General features: G+C 28.9%; 17 protein-coding genes. 12 read left to right on the top strand and 5 right to left on the bottom strand.

What is annotated here, in order from left to right:
* Positions 1 to 25 precede the first annotated feature (25 nt).
* The 10 genes from aroA to BLS77_RS12550 all read left to right on the top strand — a co-directional run bounded on the left by aroA (position 26) and on the right by BLS77_RS12550 (position 8,805).
* Positions 26 to 1,321: a 3-phosphoshikimate 1-carboxyvinyltransferase gene (aroA, locus tag BLS77_RS12510; RefSeq protein ID WP_089970335.1), complete on the top strand. Its 1,296-nt coding sequence runs from the start codon at positions 26 to 28 to the stop codon at positions 1,319 to 1,321.
* Positions 1,299 to 2,372, top strand: a complete 1,074-nt coding sequence (aroC, locus tag BLS77_RS12515) for a chorismate synthase (protein ID WP_089970337.1) — start codon at positions 1,299 to 1,301, stop codon at positions 2,370 to 2,372. Before aroA ends, aroC begins: the two co-directional genes overlap by 23 nt.
* An 82-nt stretch (positions 2,373 to 2,454) precedes the next feature.
* The gene (pheA, locus tag BLS77_RS12520; protein ID WP_089970339.1) at positions 2,455 to 3,588 is read left to right on the top strand and encodes a prephenate dehydratase; all 1,134 of its coding nucleotides are present in this window, start codon (positions 2,455 to 2,457) and stop codon (positions 3,586 to 3,588) included.
* 17 nt (positions 3,589 to 3,605) lie between these two features.
* Complete coding sequence (gene aroE, locus BLS77_RS12525; protein WP_089970341.1) at positions 3,606 to 4,415, top strand: shikimate dehydrogenase; 810 nt, start codon at positions 3,606 to 3,608, stop codon at positions 4,413 to 4,415.
* 19 nt (positions 4,416 to 4,434) lie between these two features.
* Positions 4,435 to 4,950 (top strand): shikimate kinase, encoded by a 516-nt coding sequence (locus BLS77_RS12530; RefSeq protein ID WP_089970344.1) that lies wholly within the window; start codon positions 4,435 to 4,437, stop codon positions 4,948 to 4,950.
* 88 nt (positions 4,951 to 5,038) lie between these two features.
* The gene (gene aroQ, locus BLS77_RS12535) at positions 5,039 to 5,464 is read left to right on the top strand and encodes a type II 3-dehydroquinate dehydratase (protein WP_089970347.1); all 426 of its coding nucleotides are present in this window, start codon (positions 5,039 to 5,041) and stop codon (positions 5,462 to 5,464) included.
* 42 nt (positions 5,465 to 5,506) lie between these two features.
* Positions 5,507 to 6,520: a 3-deoxy-7-phosphoheptulonate synthase gene (gene aroF, locus BLS77_RS12540; protein WP_089970348.1), complete on the top strand. Its 1,014-nt coding sequence runs from the start codon at positions 5,507 to 5,509 to the stop codon at positions 6,518 to 6,520.
* Positions 6,521 to 6,590: 70 nt separating this feature from the next.
* Complete coding sequence (locus tag BLS77_RS12545; RefSeq protein WP_089970351.1) at positions 6,591 to 7,424, top strand: prephenate dehydrogenase; 834 nt, start codon at positions 6,591 to 6,593, stop codon at positions 7,422 to 7,424.
* A 185-nt stretch (positions 7,425 to 7,609) separates the two neighbouring features.
* Positions 7,610 to 7,795: a hypothetical protein gene (locus BLS77_RS19925; RefSeq protein ID WP_175490852.1), complete on the top strand. Its 186-nt coding sequence runs from the start codon at positions 7,610 to 7,612 to the stop codon at positions 7,793 to 7,795.
* Positions 7,796 to 8,175: 380 nt separating this feature from the next.
* Positions 8,176 to 8,805 (top strand): hypothetical protein, encoded by a 630-nt coding sequence (locus BLS77_RS12550; protein WP_089970353.1) that lies wholly within the window; start codon positions 8,176 to 8,178, stop codon positions 8,803 to 8,805.
* A gap of 70 nt (positions 8,806 to 8,875) precedes the next feature.
* Here BLS77_RS12550 and BLS77_RS12555 read toward each other — a convergent pair whose 3' ends face one another.
* Positions 8,876 to 9,478: a DUF445 domain-containing protein gene (locus BLS77_RS12555; protein ID WP_089970355.1), complete on the bottom strand. Its 603-nt coding sequence runs from the start codon at positions 9,476 to 9,478 to the stop codon at positions 8,876 to 8,878.
* Positions 9,479 to 9,590: 112 nt separating this feature from the next.
* Positions 9,591 to 10,151 carry a class IV adenylate cyclase gene (locus BLS77_RS12560; protein WP_089970357.1) on the bottom strand — a complete coding sequence of 187 codons (561 nt, stop codon included), beginning with the start codon at positions 10,149 to 10,151 and terminating at the stop codon, positions 9,591 to 9,593.
* A 267-nt stretch (positions 10,152 to 10,418) separates the two neighbouring features.
* Between BLS77_RS12560 and BLS77_RS12565 the strand changes: the two genes are divergently transcribed.
* Positions 10,419 to 10,931 (top strand): GNAT family N-acetyltransferase, encoded by a 513-nt coding sequence (locus BLS77_RS12565; RefSeq protein WP_089970360.1) that lies wholly within the window; start codon positions 10,419 to 10,421, stop codon positions 10,929 to 10,931.
* A gap of 184 nt (positions 10,932 to 11,115) precedes the next feature.
* Positions 11,116 to 12,156 carry a nucleoid-associated protein gene (locus BLS77_RS12570; RefSeq protein ID WP_089970362.1) on the top strand — a complete coding sequence of 347 codons (1,041 nt, stop codon included), beginning with the start codon at positions 11,116 to 11,118 and terminating at the stop codon, positions 12,154 to 12,156.
* A 164-nt stretch (positions 12,157 to 12,320) separates the two neighbouring features.
* Here the strand turns inward: BLS77_RS12570 and BLS77_RS12575 are convergent, their stop codons facing one another.
* The 3 genes from BLS77_RS12575 to BLS77_RS12585 form a co-directional block, all read right to left on the bottom strand.
* The gene (locus tag BLS77_RS12575) at positions 12,321 to 13,580 is read right to left on the bottom strand and encodes a 3D domain-containing protein (RefSeq protein WP_139164840.1); all 1,260 of its coding nucleotides are present in this window, start codon (positions 13,578 to 13,580) and stop codon (positions 12,321 to 12,323) included.
* Positions 13,581 to 13,756: 176 nt separating this feature from the next.
* On the bottom strand, positions 13,757 to 14,677 hold the full coding sequence (argF, locus tag BLS77_RS12580; protein WP_089970365.1) for an ornithine carbamoyltransferase: 921 nt from the start codon (positions 14,675 to 14,677) through the stop codon (positions 13,757 to 13,759).
* 80 nt (positions 14,678 to 14,757) lie between these two features.
* Positions 14,758 to 15,927 carry an aspartate aminotransferase family protein gene (locus BLS77_RS12585; RefSeq protein ID WP_089970368.1) on the bottom strand — a complete coding sequence of 390 codons (1,170 nt, stop codon included), beginning with the start codon at positions 15,925 to 15,927 and terminating at the stop codon, positions 14,758 to 14,760.
* Positions 15,928 to 15,935: the final 8 nt, after the last annotated feature.

A 15,935-nucleotide genomic window follows, 5' to 3' on the forward strand; every position in this document is an offset into this window, starting at 1 on the left:
AAACCAATTATAAAGAGAGGTATATATGGGAAGTTTAAAAATAGACTCAAGTAAGCTAAAAGGTGAAGTTAAAATACCACCATCAAAAAGCATGGCACATAGAGCTGTTATTTGTGCATCTCTATCTAGAGGGGTTAGCATACTAGAAAATATAGATTACTCAGAAGATATTATTGCAACAATTGAGGGAATGAAAACACTTGGAGCAGTAATTACTAAATATGATGATTATATAGAAGTACAAGGAATATTTAATGAGGAAAATAAAAGAGAATCTTTAAGAACTATTAATTGTAACGAATCAGGATCAACACTTAGATTTCTAGTTCCTATTTCTCTATTATTCAATGGAATGACAAGATTTATAGGAAAAGGAAATCTAGGTAAAAGACCTTTGAAGACATACTATGATATTTTTGAAAAACAAAAAATAAACTATAAGGCAGAAGAGGGGAAGCTTAATTTATTAGTAGATGGAAGACTGAAAAGTGGAGATTTTGAAGTTGAAGGTAATATAAGTTCACAATTTATAACAGGGCTAATGGTTACATTGCCATTGTTAAATGGAGATTCTAAAATATTAATAAAGACAGAGATGGAATCTAAAGGATATATTGATTTAACTATAGAGGCTATGAAGGATTTTGGTATTGAAATAATAAATAATAATTATAAAGAGTTTATAATTAAGGGAAATCAAAGTTATAAGCCTAGAAATTATAGAGTTGAGGGGGATTATTCCCAAGCAGCATTTTTCTTAGCCGCAGATGCTTTAGGAAGTGAAGTTATTTTAAAAGATTTAGAATTAAATTCTCTTCAAGGAGATAGGTTAGTTATTGAGATTTTAGAAAAAATGAACGTAGAAATAACAGCTACTAAAGAGGGGATAATAGGAAATGCTAAATCAGCTTTAAAAGCTACAGTAATAGATGGTTCTCAATGCCCAGACATTATTCCTGTTTTAGCTGTTGTTTCAGCATTAAGCAAAGGAACTACTAAAATAATTAACTCATCAAGACTTAGAATTAAAGAGTGCGATAGGTTAAAAGCAATTACTACAGAATTAATTAAATTAGGAGCAAATATAAAAGAAACAGAAGATGGATTAATTATAGAAGGAAAAGAAGATTTTTTAGGTGGGGTAGAAGTTTGGAGTTGGAATGATCATAGAATTGCTATGAGCCTTGCAATAGCTGCAACTAGATGTAAAAATCCTATAATAATTAATGACTTTGAATGTGTTTCTAAATCATATCCTAATTTCTTTGAAGATTATAAAAATCTTGGAGGTGGAGTGAATGAGTGGAGTTTGGGGAAATAGCATAAAGGTATCTATTTTTGGAGAGTCTCATGGAACTGCAATTGGAATTACTATAGATGGGCTTCCATCAGGATTTGAAATAGATATGGATAAAGTTAATGAAGAAATGGAAAGAAGAGCACCAGGAAAAAGCAATATATCTACATCTAGAAAAGAAGCTGATATACCAGAAATATTAAGTGGTTTTTTTGAAGGTAAAACAACAGGAACACCGCTTTGTGGAATAATTAGAAATGGAGATACACGCTCTAAGGATTATGGTAAAACTAAAGATTTAATGAGACCAGGACATGCAGATTACACAGGTAACATTAGATATAATGGTTTTAATGATTATAGAGGTGGAGGTCATTTTTCAGGTAGAATAACAGCACCGCTAGTGTTCGCAGGAGCAATTTGCAAGCAAATATTAGAAAGAAAAGGTATTTTTATTGGAGCACATATTAACTCTATAGGAAATATAAAAGATGAAAAGTTTAATGAAGTGAAGCTTGAAAAAGAAGAATTATTACCCTTAAGAAATAAAGAAATGCCATTAATAAATAAATCTTTAGAAAGTAAAATGCGAGAAGCTATATTAGAAGCTAAAACTAAGGGTGATTCACTAGGTGGAACTATAGAATGTGGTGTCGTAGGAATAAAAGCTGGTGTTGGGAATCCATTTTTTGATTCAGTAGAATCTACATTAGCACATTTAATATTTTCGGTGCCTGCAGTTAAGGGAATAGAATTTGGAAAAGGCTTTGAAGTTGCTACAATGAAGGGATCAGAGTGTAATGATGAGTATTATTATGAAAATGAAGTTGTAAAAACTAAAACAAACAATAATGGTGGAATATTAGGTGGAATAACAAATGGAATGCCATTAATATTTAAAGTTGCTATAAAACCAACAGCTTCTATATTAAAAGAGCAAAATACAATAGATGTTAATAGTAAAGAAAACTCAGTTTTAAAAATAAAAGGAAGACATGATCCTTGTATAGTACAAAGAGCATTACCTGTAATTGAAGCAGTTACAGCAATAGGGTTACTAGATTTAATCATTTAAAAAATATGATTGAGTATTTTTAAAATGAGGCATTGTTGAATGGTTATTTTTTGAAGATGCATTAATGAATAGGAGAAGATTAATGAAGGATTTGAATCAATGTAGAAAAGAAATTGATAAAATAGATAAAGAACTTGTTGTCTTATTTGAAAAAAGAATGGATATTGCAATTAATGTAGCTGAATATAAAAAAGAAAATAATTTGCCTATTTTAAACTCTACAAGAGAGAAAGAGGTAATAGATAAAAATATAGAAAAGCTAAAAAATAAAGAATATGCAAATAGTGCAAGGAAGTTTTTTGCAGGCATAATGGAAGTAAGCAGAAGTATACAAGGTAAGTTTATTTCACAAGATGATGAAGCAAAGATTGAAAATATAGATATAGATAAAACTAAGAAACTTGGATTCCAAGGGGTTAGAGGGTCGTTTAGTGAAGAGGCATTGTTAAAATATTTTGGAGAAAACACAAATGTAACACCATATGAAGAGTTTGAAGATGTTTTTGAAGCACTTAAAAATAATAATATAGATTATGGAATACTCCCAATAGAAAACTCATGTACAGGGTCAATTAGGGATGTATATGATTTATTAAGTAAATATGGATTTTATATTGTAGCAGAAGAATGCATAAAAATAAATCAACATTTAATAGGAATAGAAGGCGCAACAATTGATAGTATAGAAGAGGTATATTCACATCCACAAGGGTTTGAGCAAAGTAATGAATTCTTAAAAAATTATCATAATTGGAAGCTGATTCCTTACCATAATACTGCTACAAGTGCAAAAATGGTTCATGACTTAAATGATAAAACTAAGTCAGCAATTGCAAGTGAAAGAGCTGCAAAAATATATGGATTAAATATAATAAAAAAAGCTATTAACAATAATAAAGATAATCATACTAAATTCATAATAATAGCAAGAGATCTAATAGTAAGGGAAAACTGTAATAAAATAAGTGTAGTATTTTCCCTGGAAGATGAAGCTGGAACATTATATAGATTACTTAAATATTTCGCAGAAAATAGCATAAATATGATAAAAATAGAATCAAGACCAAACAAACACACTTCGTGGAAGTATTTATTATATGTAGATTTTGAAGGAAACTTATATAATGAAGAAGTTCAAAATGCTATTAAGCTAATAAAGAAAAATAGTGGCTACTTTAAACTACTTGGAAATTATAAAAGTTTTAGTGCAATATAAAAAGGTGGTGAGATCAAGTGGAGTTTTACGGGTTACTAGGTGAAAAACTTTCACATAGTTTATCTCCTAAAATACATGATTTAGTTTTTAAGGCAATAGGGGTAAGTGGTGGATATAAGTTATTTGAAGTAGACAGAAATAACTTGGAAAAATTCACTATGGGGCTTAAAGTTTTAAATATTAAAGGCTCAAATGTTACTATTCCTTATAAGGAAGAAGTAATTAAATATTTAGATGAGGTTTCATATGAAGGAAAAAGGATTGGGGCAGTAAATACAATTTCATTAATAGATGGAAAACTTTATGGTTATAATACAGATTACTATGGTTTTGGATATATGCTAGAAGCACATAATATTAAACCTAATAATAAAATAGCCGTTATTTTAGGTAATGGTGGAGCTTGCAAAGCAGCATTATATTATTTACTTGATAATGGAATAAAACATGTTTATGTAGTAAGTAGAAATCCAAAAGTAAAAACTACCTTTAATGAAGAAAAAGTATCTTTAATAAGTTATAATGAACTTAAGGATTTAAAAGGAGATATATTAATAAATTCTACACCAGTTGGTATGTATCCTAAAGTAGATGGGTGTCCAGCCTGTGAAGAGGTTATTTGTAATTTTAGTACACTTATTGATTTAATTTATAACCCCGGGTTAACTACATTTTTATCTAAAGGAAAAGAGTTAGGTAAAGTTACTGTAGGTGGATTATATATGCTTGTGGGGCAAGCAATAAAAGCTCAAGAAATATGGCAGGGTATAAGCATAAATAAATCTATTATTAATGATATATATATTGAGATAAATAAAGAATTTTAATAAAGGATAGTATTTTAAAATGAGTGATTTAAAAGATAAAGTATTATTGATTGGTATGCCAGGTTGTGGGAAAACTACAATAGGAAAGCTATTAGCAACAAAATTAAACTATAATTTTTGTGATATGGATAAATATATAGAAGATATTTCTGGAGAGACAGTTAAAGAATTATTTGAAAAAGGCGAAGAAAACTTTAGAAAGTGGGAAAACAAGGCTTGTGTGAAGCTTAGTAAAAAGAGAAGAGTAATAATTTCATCTGGTGGTGGAGTTATTAAAAATGAAAAGAATATAGATTTATTTAGCGAAGAGAGTATAATTATATTTATTGATAGACCTTTAGATAATATTATTGAAGATGTTGATATAGAAAAAAGACCTTTGTTATCAAGTGGAAGAGAAAAATTATATAATATTTTTCAAGAAAGATATGAACTATATAATAAATACTGTCATATAAAAATAGTTAATAATGGGTTTATAAAAGATATAATTTTTGAAATACAAAAAGAATTAAAAGAAAGAATAAGGAAATAGGATTTGGGAGTTTTTGGGAAAATAGCTGGTATATATATAGCATCGTGAGAAGCTATATGACTTAATCAAAAAAAGTAGGTGAACTTACATGAAGGTTATGCTTATAAATGGACCTAATTTAAATATGGTTGGAGTAAGAGAAAAAGATATATACGGAAGTAAAGATTTTAATGATATATGTGAATATATTAAAAAAGAAGCAAAGATAAAAAATATTGATATAACACTTCTACAAAGTAATGTTGAAGGTGAAATTATCAATTTTATTCATAAAGCATATTATGAAAAATATGATGCAATAATAATTAATCCAGGAGCTTATACTCACTATAGCTATGCAATATTTGATGCAATAAAAGCAGTTAATATAAAAACAGTTGAAGTTCATTTATCCAATATACATGCAAGAGAGGAATTTAGACATAAATCAGTAACAGCACCAGCATGTATTGGACAAATTTGTGGATTTGGTGAGAAAGGCTATGTTTTAGCAATGGAAGCAATATTAAATTAGAATATGCTTAAGATGAAAAAAGTAGTATGGAGTGATGGTAGAATGATTATAGTAATGAATCCTAAATGTAGTAAAGAAGAAGTATTGAAAATTAAGAAGGCAATAGAGGAAAAAGGTGTGCTTACGCACCTATCTCAAGGAGAAACTTATTGTATATTAGGAGTTGTAGGTGAAACTAGAGCAATAGATTCTAATAAACTATTAAGATTCCAAGGTGTTGATAAAGTTTTAAAGGTGGAAGAACCTTTTAAAAAAGCTAATAGATTATTTAAACCAGAAGATACAATAATTGATGTTAATGGATCAATTATTGGAGGAAAAAACCTTGCAGTTATGGCAGGTCCTTGTTCGGTTGAAAGTGAAGAACAAATTATAGAAATTGCAAAAAGTGTAAAAGAATCAGGAGCAACTTTCTTAAGAGGGGGAGCATTTAAACCAAGAACATCACCATATAGCTTCCAAGGTTTAGAACTTGAAGGTTTAGAATTACTGAAAAGAGCAAGAGCTGAAACAGGGCTTCCAATAGTGACAGAAATAATGTCAACAGATTATATAGATCAATTTGAAAGAGACGTTGATATAATTCAAATTGGGGCAAGAAATATGCAAAACTTTGATCTTTTAAAACAAATAGGTAAAACTAGAAAACCAATTCTTTTAAAAAGAGGGTTATCAGCAACTATAGAGGAATGGCTAATGTCAGCAGAATATATAATGGCTAGCGGAAATGAAAATGTAATTCTTTGTGAAAGAGGAATAAGAACTTTTGAAACATACACAAGAAACACTTTAGATTTAAGTGCAATTCCGGTAGTTAAAAGGCTATCACATTTACCAGTAATAGTTGATCCAAGCCATGCAGCAGGATACTGGTATTTAGTAGAACCACTAGCAAAAGCCGCAATAGCAGCAGGAGCAGATGGATTAATGATAGAAGTTCATAACAACCCACAATGTGCCTTAAGTGATGGACAACAATCCATTAAACCAGAATCTTTTAAAATTATGATGGATAAAATTAAAAGATTAGCAGAATTTGAGGGAAAAATTCTTTAAAAGTGATAAGATAAAAGCTTCAGTATTACTGAGGCTTTTCCTGTAATAAATATTGGGGGAAATAGAATTTATGAGGATTTTAATAGTGGGGCTTGGTGTTGTTGGTGGAAGTTATGCAATGGCACTTAAAGAAGCTGGATATGAAGATGTATATGGTCTTGATACGGATTTAGATACATTAAAAAAGGCAGAAAATTTACGCATAATTAAAAAGGGATATATTGATGGAACTGATATTGTAGAAAAGTGTGATTTAATTATACTTTCTATATATCCAAGGTTAGTTAAGAAGTTTATACAAGATAATAAAAATAGATTTAAAAAAGGTACTGTTATTACAGATGCAACAGGCATAAAAGAAATGTTTATAAACGATATATTAGAAATATTACCTTCTAATGTAGATTTTATTTTTGGTCATCCAATGGCAGGAAGAGAAAAAAAGGGCATAGATTATGCTTCAAGCAAGGTATTTAAAGGAGCGAACTATTTAATTACTACTATAGATAGCAATAAAGAAGAAAATATAAAGCTAATAGAAAAACTTGCTTATAACATTGGATTTAAAAAGGTAAGAAGAATAACTCCTAAATATCATGATGAAATGATAAGTTTCACAAGTCAACTTCCACATGCAATAGCTGTAGCACTTATAAATAGTGATGAAGAGGGAAGGGATACAGGTAGTTTTATTGGAGATAGTTATAGAGATTTAACAAGAATAGCAAATATAAATGAAGAGTTATGGAGTGAACTTTTCCTGGGAAATAAGTCGAACTTAATTAAAGTAATTGACGAATTTGAAGTAGAACTGAAAAAAATAAAAATAGCTTTGGAAAATAATAACAATAAATGTCTGAAAGAATTATTTGTTAAATCCACTAAAAGAAGAGAAAAACTTTAAAAAAAATGAAGAGAGCCTGTGATTTTTAAAATAACCATAGGCTTTTTCGGTTCTCTAAAAAGATTGAATAAAATTAATGGAAGAGCTTAAAGGAAGAAGAAAAAGAATGGATATCATTAACTAACTACCTTAAATCCTTTGATAAAGTTAATGGTGTACCTCAAATTACTGAAAATTATAATATATTGCAAGGTAGAAAGATGGTTGATGATAATCATAATGTAATTAATTTGGTTAGTAATCCCAATAAAATAGCTTTAGGTGTTTATGGAATTGCTATAGTGCTAATATCACTAATGGTTTTAATTATACTAAAGATTAGAAAAAGGATTAGAATATCCAAAGAATCAAATGAAAAACAAGCTTTATAAAATAATAATAAATATACAAGAAAAGGTTGGACTAAATATAACTTAGTTCAGCCTTTCTTTATTTTTAGACAATTGATTTAAATAGAAATACATTAGTATAAAATTATCAAACAGATATCCTTATATAGTAAGTTTATTAAGATTACTTGGAAAATAATGTTAAGGATATTGAGGAAGTTTATGAGTTATAGCCCAATTAACTACTAAAGACTTATTTTAAGTTTTAAATTACAATAAGGTAGTAAAGTTGATAAGACAAAGACAAAGACAAAGACAAAACCTAAGTTTAAAAGCAAAGTAATTTAAAATATTATATAAATGAAAAAAACTAGTTTGTATAATAACAAAGTTATTAAACTTAAAATCAAGGGGGAGTACGTATGAATAAAAGAAAATTTCTTATAGGTTTATCAGTGGCGGGTGCTTTAATATTTGGTGGAACTTTAAGTTTTGCTTCTATGAGAGATGCAGATACTGCACAAGTTAATAAACTAGCAATAGAATCTAAACAAGTAAATACAGAAGCTAAACAAACAAATATAGAAGCTACACCAGTAGATACAAATGCAATAGAGAGTGGCGTAGATACAAATTCGGTAGCTACAAATGAAGTAGCTACTGAAGCTAGCAATGCACCAGCAGAAGTGACGAATGAAGTTCAAAAACAATTATTAGTATCTCCAGCGCCCGAAGAGAAGGTAGCAACTGTTAAGGAAGCTTCAAATGATGTAGCAAAAGCTATTGATTCTCAAAATAGTTGTTCAAATGCTTGTCCTAGTACTTTCACAAATGGATGTAATCAAGGATGCGAGAGTACATGTGTAAATGAGTGTAATCAAGGATGTCAAAGTACAGGTACAAGTAACAGCACAAAAGAAAATAATAATTGCTCTAACTCAAATGGATGTTCAAAGGTTAAGGTTATACAAGGTGAAAATGTAGATAATACAACAAATGGAACTTGTCCAACACAAAGTACAACAAATACTTGTCCAAATACAAATGAATAAAAAAGTTAAAATATAGCATATATTAATAAAAATAGCAGCACAATGTGCTGCTATTTTTATTTTAGAATGCCTAAAGTAAAATAACTATTAAACCTTGAACTAGCCCTATAAGACCACCAAGAACCAAACCTAAAATTTCGATGTGTTTAAATTCTTTCTTACATATACTAATTATAATTCTTTCAAGTTCTTCTAGATCTAATTCATTTATTTTTTCTTCTACTATTTTATTTATATTAATTTTATCTTTAGCCATGGAAATTATATCAACACCAATATTTTCTACAGCGCCACCTATTTCTTTATTAATAATATCATCAACATAAGGACTAACCATCATTCTAAAAGGTGCGGGTATAATATTAAGCTTTTCATTTGCAACATCACGAGCTTTTGATTTTATATGTTCAGTAATGTTATTCTTAGATTCATCATCTAATGCTTCGTTTAATAAATCATCAATAGATAATAGATCATTAGCTACTACATCACCAATATTCTTTGCAATTTCTTTTTTTCTTTTAGGTATTAACCCTAGTATTTCTATATTTAGTAATGGGATTTTAATAGGATTTATTGGTCTAAACATAAGCTTTATAGCTAAGATGTTAGTTATCCAGCCTATAACCCCTCCAACTATAGTAAGTAATAAAATTGTAGATAAGTTATTCATAATATTCCTCCAAAAGTTAATTTTTTCATTTGTTAATATTTAGTTTAAGGCATTTCAAAAAAAATAACAAGTCAAAGGGCCATGTATATTGACTTGTTATTTTAAAAAAGTGCTAAAGTCCTTTTGCATCCTTGTTGCCAATGCCTTTATCAGCTAAAAGCTCATAAATTGTTTTAGAAGTAGTATCTTCAAGTGTATATCCTAAAAGTTCAACAATTTCTTTAAGATTTTCCACGTCAGATGTTTCTATTTCAATATAAGGGAATGGGCAGAAGCTTTTATCATTAATATCAATTTCAACTAAAGAATTTTTAAATTTATAGCTTTCTCTAGATTTCTTAATACATTTATGTTGCACAAGACCAAGAGATAAATAAATTCCACGAGCCATTTCTTTATCTTCTACTATAGTTTCATTTTCTTCCATAACTTTAAAAGTACCTTGGCTTAACATTTTCTTTGTAGTCATATAATAAGTTTCTTTTCCAGATAACTTATCAATAGTAGTACGTATTCTTGCATAACCTTTAGCATTTAAAAGTCTTCCATCCTCAAAATCATATATATCGTTAATTTGATTTTCATCCTTAACTTTTTCTGAACCTAAGGCAACTAACTTACACCTTATATCATCAACATCAATATCTATAATTCTAGTTTCTAATTCATTCATCTTCTTATCTCTCCTTAAATTTAAAAAATAATATTATTTTTATTCAATACTGAAATTGAAATTTTGAAATAGTATTATCCATCTAATACACCTACTTTTAAGTTTATTAGCTTAAGTTTATTATAACGAAATACAATTATATAAACAATAAATTTATTATTATGTAATTTATTGATATAATGAAGATTAATAAAAGTGTTATAATGAAGATTAATAAAAGTGTTATAATATAAGCAAATAGGATGAAATATAAGGGGTTAAATTAATATGATTAGACACGGAGAAGAAAAAGATTTAATTAATATTTTAGAAATTTATAATGATGCTATAGTAAATACTACAGCAGTATATAATTATAAGGCTCAGACTTTAGAAGAAAGAAAAGCATGGTTTAATAATAAAATTTCTGAAGGTTATCCAGTATTTGTTTTTGAGGAAAATAATAAAGTTATAGGTTTTGCGACTTATGGCCCATTTAGACAATGGCAAGCTTATAAATATACAATAGAGCATTCTGTTTATGTAAAAAAGGAAAGTAGAGGCAAAGGAATTGGAATCTTATTATTAAAACAAATAATAAAAGATGCTAATGAAAGGGAATTTGCAACGTTAGTTTCTTGTATTGACGCAGCTAACATTGGAAGTATTAAGATGCATGAAAAATTAGATTTTAAATATTCAGGTACAATTAAAAAAGCTGGATATAAGTTTGAAACTTGGCTTGATTTAGCATTTTATCAGTTAGATTTAGTAGGTCCTAAAGTACCTGTAGAAGATTAAAAGAACTATAAGCGTTTTACAAATTGTTAGCGTTATTATAAAATATATAAGAAATAAGGCATTGTAAAATAAATAAATAGTTAAAAAAGACAAGTATACTGACTAGTTATTTATTTCTAAATGACTAAAGTGGGTAAGGACGTTAAAGTACCCTATGCGCGAAAGATTATAAGGTGGTATAAAAATGGAATATGTAAATGATGTAAATATACAGGAAGCTGTGATCCATATATTAGATTCAGAGGCAGGAGAGCCAGTTTTAAACGAATATGCTCTTGATTTAAGTGATGATACGTATAACTTTTTATATAGACATATAGAAAAATGTTTTAAGGATGAAGAATTAAAGTATGCTATTTTTAATCAGGAAAGAAGCATTGTTAAAGAAGTTGTTCAAGATTATTTAAATGGAATGGAAAGTGATATTATTAAATTATCACAAGAGATAGCAAGGCAGTTATTTGCAGTTATGAATGGTAATGGAAGTATACCATCTTGTGATTTAATAGTTGTTTCAATTGTTACGGATCAAGGACCTATGATAGGGTTACTTAAGATGGATTATGTTAAGAACTTTACTCATCAAATAGATTTTGTTGATAATAAAATTGGTATTGGAATAATTCCACAAGCGGCAGGGCTCCCAGGTAGTAGCCAAAGGATCCAAAAGGCTGCATTTATAAAGCCAATTAGAGAGAATGATGGATACAATTTAATGGTTATAGATAAGCAAAAAAAGAGTAAAGATAAAGATGAATATGGAGCAAATTATTTCATTAATAACTTCTTGGGCTGTAATATTGTTAATAACGAAAGAGATATGACTAAAACATTCGTAAAGGCAACAGAAGCTTGGACTAGAACTAATATAGTTGAAGATGCAGATAAAGCAGAAAGAATAAGAACAACAGTTAAAGCTAAGCTTAAAAAAGAAGATACAATTAATATAGAAGCGTTATCCCATGAATTGTTTAAAGAAGAACCTGAAATAAAAGAAAACTTCAATAATTTTGTTCGTGGTCATGGGTTAGATGAAGAAGTATCAATAGATAAAACTTGGGTTGAGAAAAAGCTTAAGAGAGTAAGACTTAAAGTTGATAAAGATATAGATTTATATATAAACGAAGAAGCTTACAATGATAATACAAGGTTTGAAATCCAAAGAAATGGTGACGGAAGTATTAACATGATAATTAAGCATATTAACAACTATATGGAAAAATAGTTGCTAGGGATATAAAAAATAAAATTAATAATAACTAGTTATTTTTTCAAGATGACTTAGATTATATTTATAAAATTATATATTTTAAATAGGTGATATAACATAGTCATTAATGTTATATCACCTATTTTTATGTTGAAACTGAATAATTTATAGTGTAAATATTACCAAGTTCCTGGAAGAGCAATTAGATGTAGAGTTACATTTTGTCTACCCCAAGAAACACATTCTTCATGGCTATTTAAGTATAAATCAATTATATTTCCCTTTATAGCGCCACCGGTATCTGAGGCTATAGCATAACCATAACCAGGTATAAGTACTTTTGAACCAAGTGGTATTACAGAAGGATCTACAGAAATGGTGCTTATACCATTTGGATCTCTTATAGGTTTTAAACCTGAAGCAGTTATAGTACCACCAGTGTAAGCAGTTGCGGACATAGCATAAGTTGCTATGTACTCACCATCTCCAGAGGTAGAATTACCATTACCACTGTTATTATTATTATCAGTAGTACTACTATTATTACTATTATTACTATTATTACTATTATTACTATTATTATTAATTACAGCATTTTTGCTGTTTTCAATTTCTATAGCATCAATTTTAGCCTGTCCATCCAAAATAGCAGTATTAGCCAAATCTAATACATAGTCACTGCTAATTTGAGCAATTAATGATTTTAAGGTGCTAATTGCAGACGTTAGCTCTAGCGATGTAGAACTATCTGAATTAATTATTGATAGTTGATGAGATATAAGCTTTTCTTCGTTTGCCTCAATTATTGAAGCAACATTAGCCTTTTGGGAATTAAGTTCGTTTAAACTTTCTTGTTGAGTACTTTGCTTTTCATTTACAGAAGCAAGGTCTTTTAAAGCAGATGTTTTTAAGAAGTTTAAATCTGATTGACTTTTACTTAAATCCTCTGCACCTTTAATTAAAAATGCACTTTTCTCATTAATCTCATTAATCATTTGTTTATCTAGAGATACTATTTTACTCATAGAATAGACTCTGTTAAATGCATCAAGTAGGTTGTCGGAAGTCATAATATAAATAAGCATATCTGTATTTGTATTACTCTCATACATAGAGCGTATTCGTTTATCTAATATTTCCTGGTTTTTTTCAATATCAGCTTTAGCTTCTTCAATTTGAGAATTAATAAGCTTAATCTGTAACCCAGTTTCTTCAATTTCTGTATTAGTAGCATTAAGTTTATAGTTAATTACCTCTATTTCAATATTTAATTTACTTATTTCAGAATTTAATGTTGTTATTGTATCATCAAGCTGCTCATACTTAACTTTACTCTCTTCAATAGCTTGAGCTGGGGTAAGTGTTGTTGCAAAGGATACATAGCTTGTATTAAAACATAAAGCTACTATAGTAGTTAATAATAAAACTTTTTTAATCAAAAATTGTACCTCCATTAGTGATATTAATAAAAATAAATAACATTTAATTTTATTTATATACAACAGTATACACTACAAGGGGGTATGTTTGTCAAATTATTATGGAAAACTATAGATATATTTTAAAATAATGGAAATAATTACGCTCCAGCGGTGTAATTATTTCCGCTTTTTACTTATTTTAAAAGTTTAACAAGTATTGCTTTTTGAGCATGAAGTCTATTTTCAGCTTCGTTAAATATTATTTCAGAGTGTTTTTCTAGCACTTCAGTTGAAATTTCTTCTTCTCTATGGGCTGGTAAGCAGTGAAGAACTATTGCATCATTTTTTGCAAGTTTCATAAGTTGTGAATCTACTTTGAAACCTTGGAATGCTTTAATTCTTTTTGCTGATTCATCTTCCTGACCCATACTTGCCCAAACATCGGTTATAACAACATCGGCATTCTTCACAGCTTCTTTTGGACAAGTTGTTACTCTAAAGTTTACGTCCATAGATTTAGAGATTTCCTTTCCTTTTTCTATATAGTAGTTAGAAGGAGAGTAGTCTGTAGGAGAAGCAATAGACAGGTTCATTCCAACAGTTAAAAATCCAACTATTAAGGAATTAGCCATGTTGTTCCCATCTCCAATGTAAGCCACGTTTAGACCTTCTAATATTTTTTTGTTTTCTCTTATAGTCATTAAATCAGCTAATATCTGGCATGGATGCTCATCATCTGTAAGACCATTAATTATTGGAATAGATGATGACTCTGCAAGGGTTTCTACCTCTTTTTGAGAGAAGGTTCTAATCATAATACCATCTAAATATCTTGATAATACACGTGCAGTATCTTGGATTGGTTCACCTCTACCAATTTGTAAATCCTTTGAACTTAGGAAGAGTGGATAGCCCCCAAGTTGATACATCCCAACTTCAAAAGATACTCTTGTTCTAGTAGATGATTTTTCGAAAATTAATCCTAGGGATTTTCCCTTTAAATGATGATGTTCTATACCATGTTTCTGTTCATATTTTAATTGATCTGCAAGATTTAGTATATCTAAAATGTCCTCTTTTGAAAGATTACTCATTTTCAACAAATCTTTATTCATAATTTAGCCCCCCAATTTTATTTTAAAGTCGTGCAATATGAAAATAATTAGTATTTATTTTCATATTATTTTGAATATATTTATAATGTTTTTAAAATTTCTTCAAGTATTTTGAATCCAGCTAATATATCTACCTTTTCTATTATTAATGGAGGAAGTAATCTTACAACATTTTTACCTGCTGTTAAAACTAATAATCCTTTTTCTAAAGCTTTTTTTTGAATTAAAGCTGCATCAATAGTGGTCTCAATACCAATCATTAAACCTGTTCCTCTAATTTCTTTTACTATTGGAAGATTTAAGTTTTCTAAAAGTCCTTTAAGAAAAGCCCCTTTATTAGTTATTTCTTTAAGAGTTGTACTAGTACATACTTCATTAAGTACAACAAGTGCACCAGCACAGGCAATAGGATTACCACCATAAGTGGTGCCGTGGTCACCTGGGGTTAATACATTAGATAATTTTTCGTTACATAAGAATCCACCAATAGGTAAACCGCCGCCTAGACCCTTGGCAATTGTAATTATATCAGGAGTTACATCTAAATGATTAAACCCAAATAATTTACCAGTTCTGCCAATACCACATTGAACTTCATCAAATATAACTAGAATATCATTTTCATTACACATTTTAACTACTTCAGAAACAAATGAAGTATCTAAAGGAGTTATCCCGCCTTCACCTTGAATAGCTTCAAGAATAATTGCACAAACATTATTGCCTAGTTTACTTTTAAAAGAATTAATATTATTTACTTCTACATAATCAAAACCTTCTGGAAAAGGAAAAAAATAGTTGTGGAACTTATCTTGACCTGTAGCAGTTAAGGCTGCAAGTGTTCTTCCGTGGAAGGATTGTTTTAATGATAAGATAACATTTCTATTAATTCCATATTTATCAAAGCTATATTTACGAGCAAGTTTTATAGCTCCTTCATTTGCTTCTGCCCCAGAGTTTGAAAGAAAGACCTTGCTCATATTTGAAATATTAGTAAGGTTTTTACACAATTTAAGAGTAGTTTCATTTAAAAATATATTAGAGATATGTGCAAGAGTAGAAGCTTGCTTTGAAACGGCATCCACCCATTTTTTATTATTGTAGCCAAGGCAATTAACACCGATTCCACTAGTGAAATCTATATATTTATTATTACTATCATCAAAAACATAACATCCATCACCGTAAACCAAGTTAACGGGTAGGTAAGCGTAGGTATTCATAATACAATTACTTTCTTCATTAAACATATTTTAAG

It is taken from the genome of Clostridium gasigenes (assembly GCF_900104115.1).
Lineage (GTDB): Bacteria > Bacillota > Clostridia > Clostridiales > Clostridiaceae > Clostridium > Clostridium gasigenes.

Coding starts and splice junctions, on each gene's coding strand:
- aroA (WP_089970335.1), top strand. CDS start 26: ATGGGAAGTTTAAAAATAGACTCAAGTAAGCTAAAAGGTGAAGTTAAA.
- aroC (WP_089970337.1), top strand. CDS start 1,299: ATGAGTGGAGTTTGGGGAAATAGCATAAAGGTATCTATTTTTGGAGAG.
- pheA (WP_089970339.1), top strand. CDS start 2,455: ATGAAGGATTTGAATCAATGTAGAAAAGAAATTGATAAAATAGATAAA.
- BLS77_RS12530 (WP_089970344.1), top strand. CDS start 4,435: ATGAGTGATTTAAAAGATAAAGTATTATTGATTGGTATGCCAGGTTGT.
- aroQ (WP_089970347.1), top strand. CDS start 5,039: ATGAAGGTTATGCTTATAAATGGACCTAATTTAAATATGGTTGGAGTA.
- aroF (WP_089970348.1), top strand. CDS start 5,507: ATGATTATAGTAATGAATCCTAAATGTAGTAAAGAAGAAGTATTGAAA.
- BLS77_RS12545 (WP_089970351.1), top strand. CDS start 6,591: ATGAGGATTTTAATAGTGGGGCTTGGTGTTGTTGGTGGAAGTTATGCA.
- BLS77_RS12550 (WP_089970353.1), top strand. CDS start 8,176: ATGAATAAAAGAAAATTTCTTATAGGTTTATCAGTGGCGGGTGCTTTA.
- BLS77_RS12555 (WP_089970355.1), bottom strand. CDS start 9,478: ATGAATAACTTATCTACAATTTTATTACTTACTATAGTTGGAGGGGTT.
- BLS77_RS12560 (WP_089970357.1), bottom strand. CDS start 10,151: ATGAATGAATTAGAAACTAGAATTATAGATATTGATGTTGATGATATA.
- BLS77_RS12565 (WP_089970360.1), top strand. CDS start 10,419: ATGATTAGACACGGAGAAGAAAAAGATTTAATTAATATTTTAGAAATT.
- BLS77_RS12570 (WP_089970362.1), top strand. CDS start 11,116: ATGGAATATGTAAATGATGTAAATATACAGGAAGCTGTGATCCATATA.
- argF (WP_089970365.1), bottom strand. CDS start 14,677: ATGAATAAAGATTTGTTGAAAATGAGTAATCTTTCAAAAGAGGACATT.
- BLS77_RS12585 (WP_089970368.1), bottom strand. CDS start 15,927: ATGTTTAATGAAGAAAGTAATTGTATTATGAATACCTACGCTTACCTA.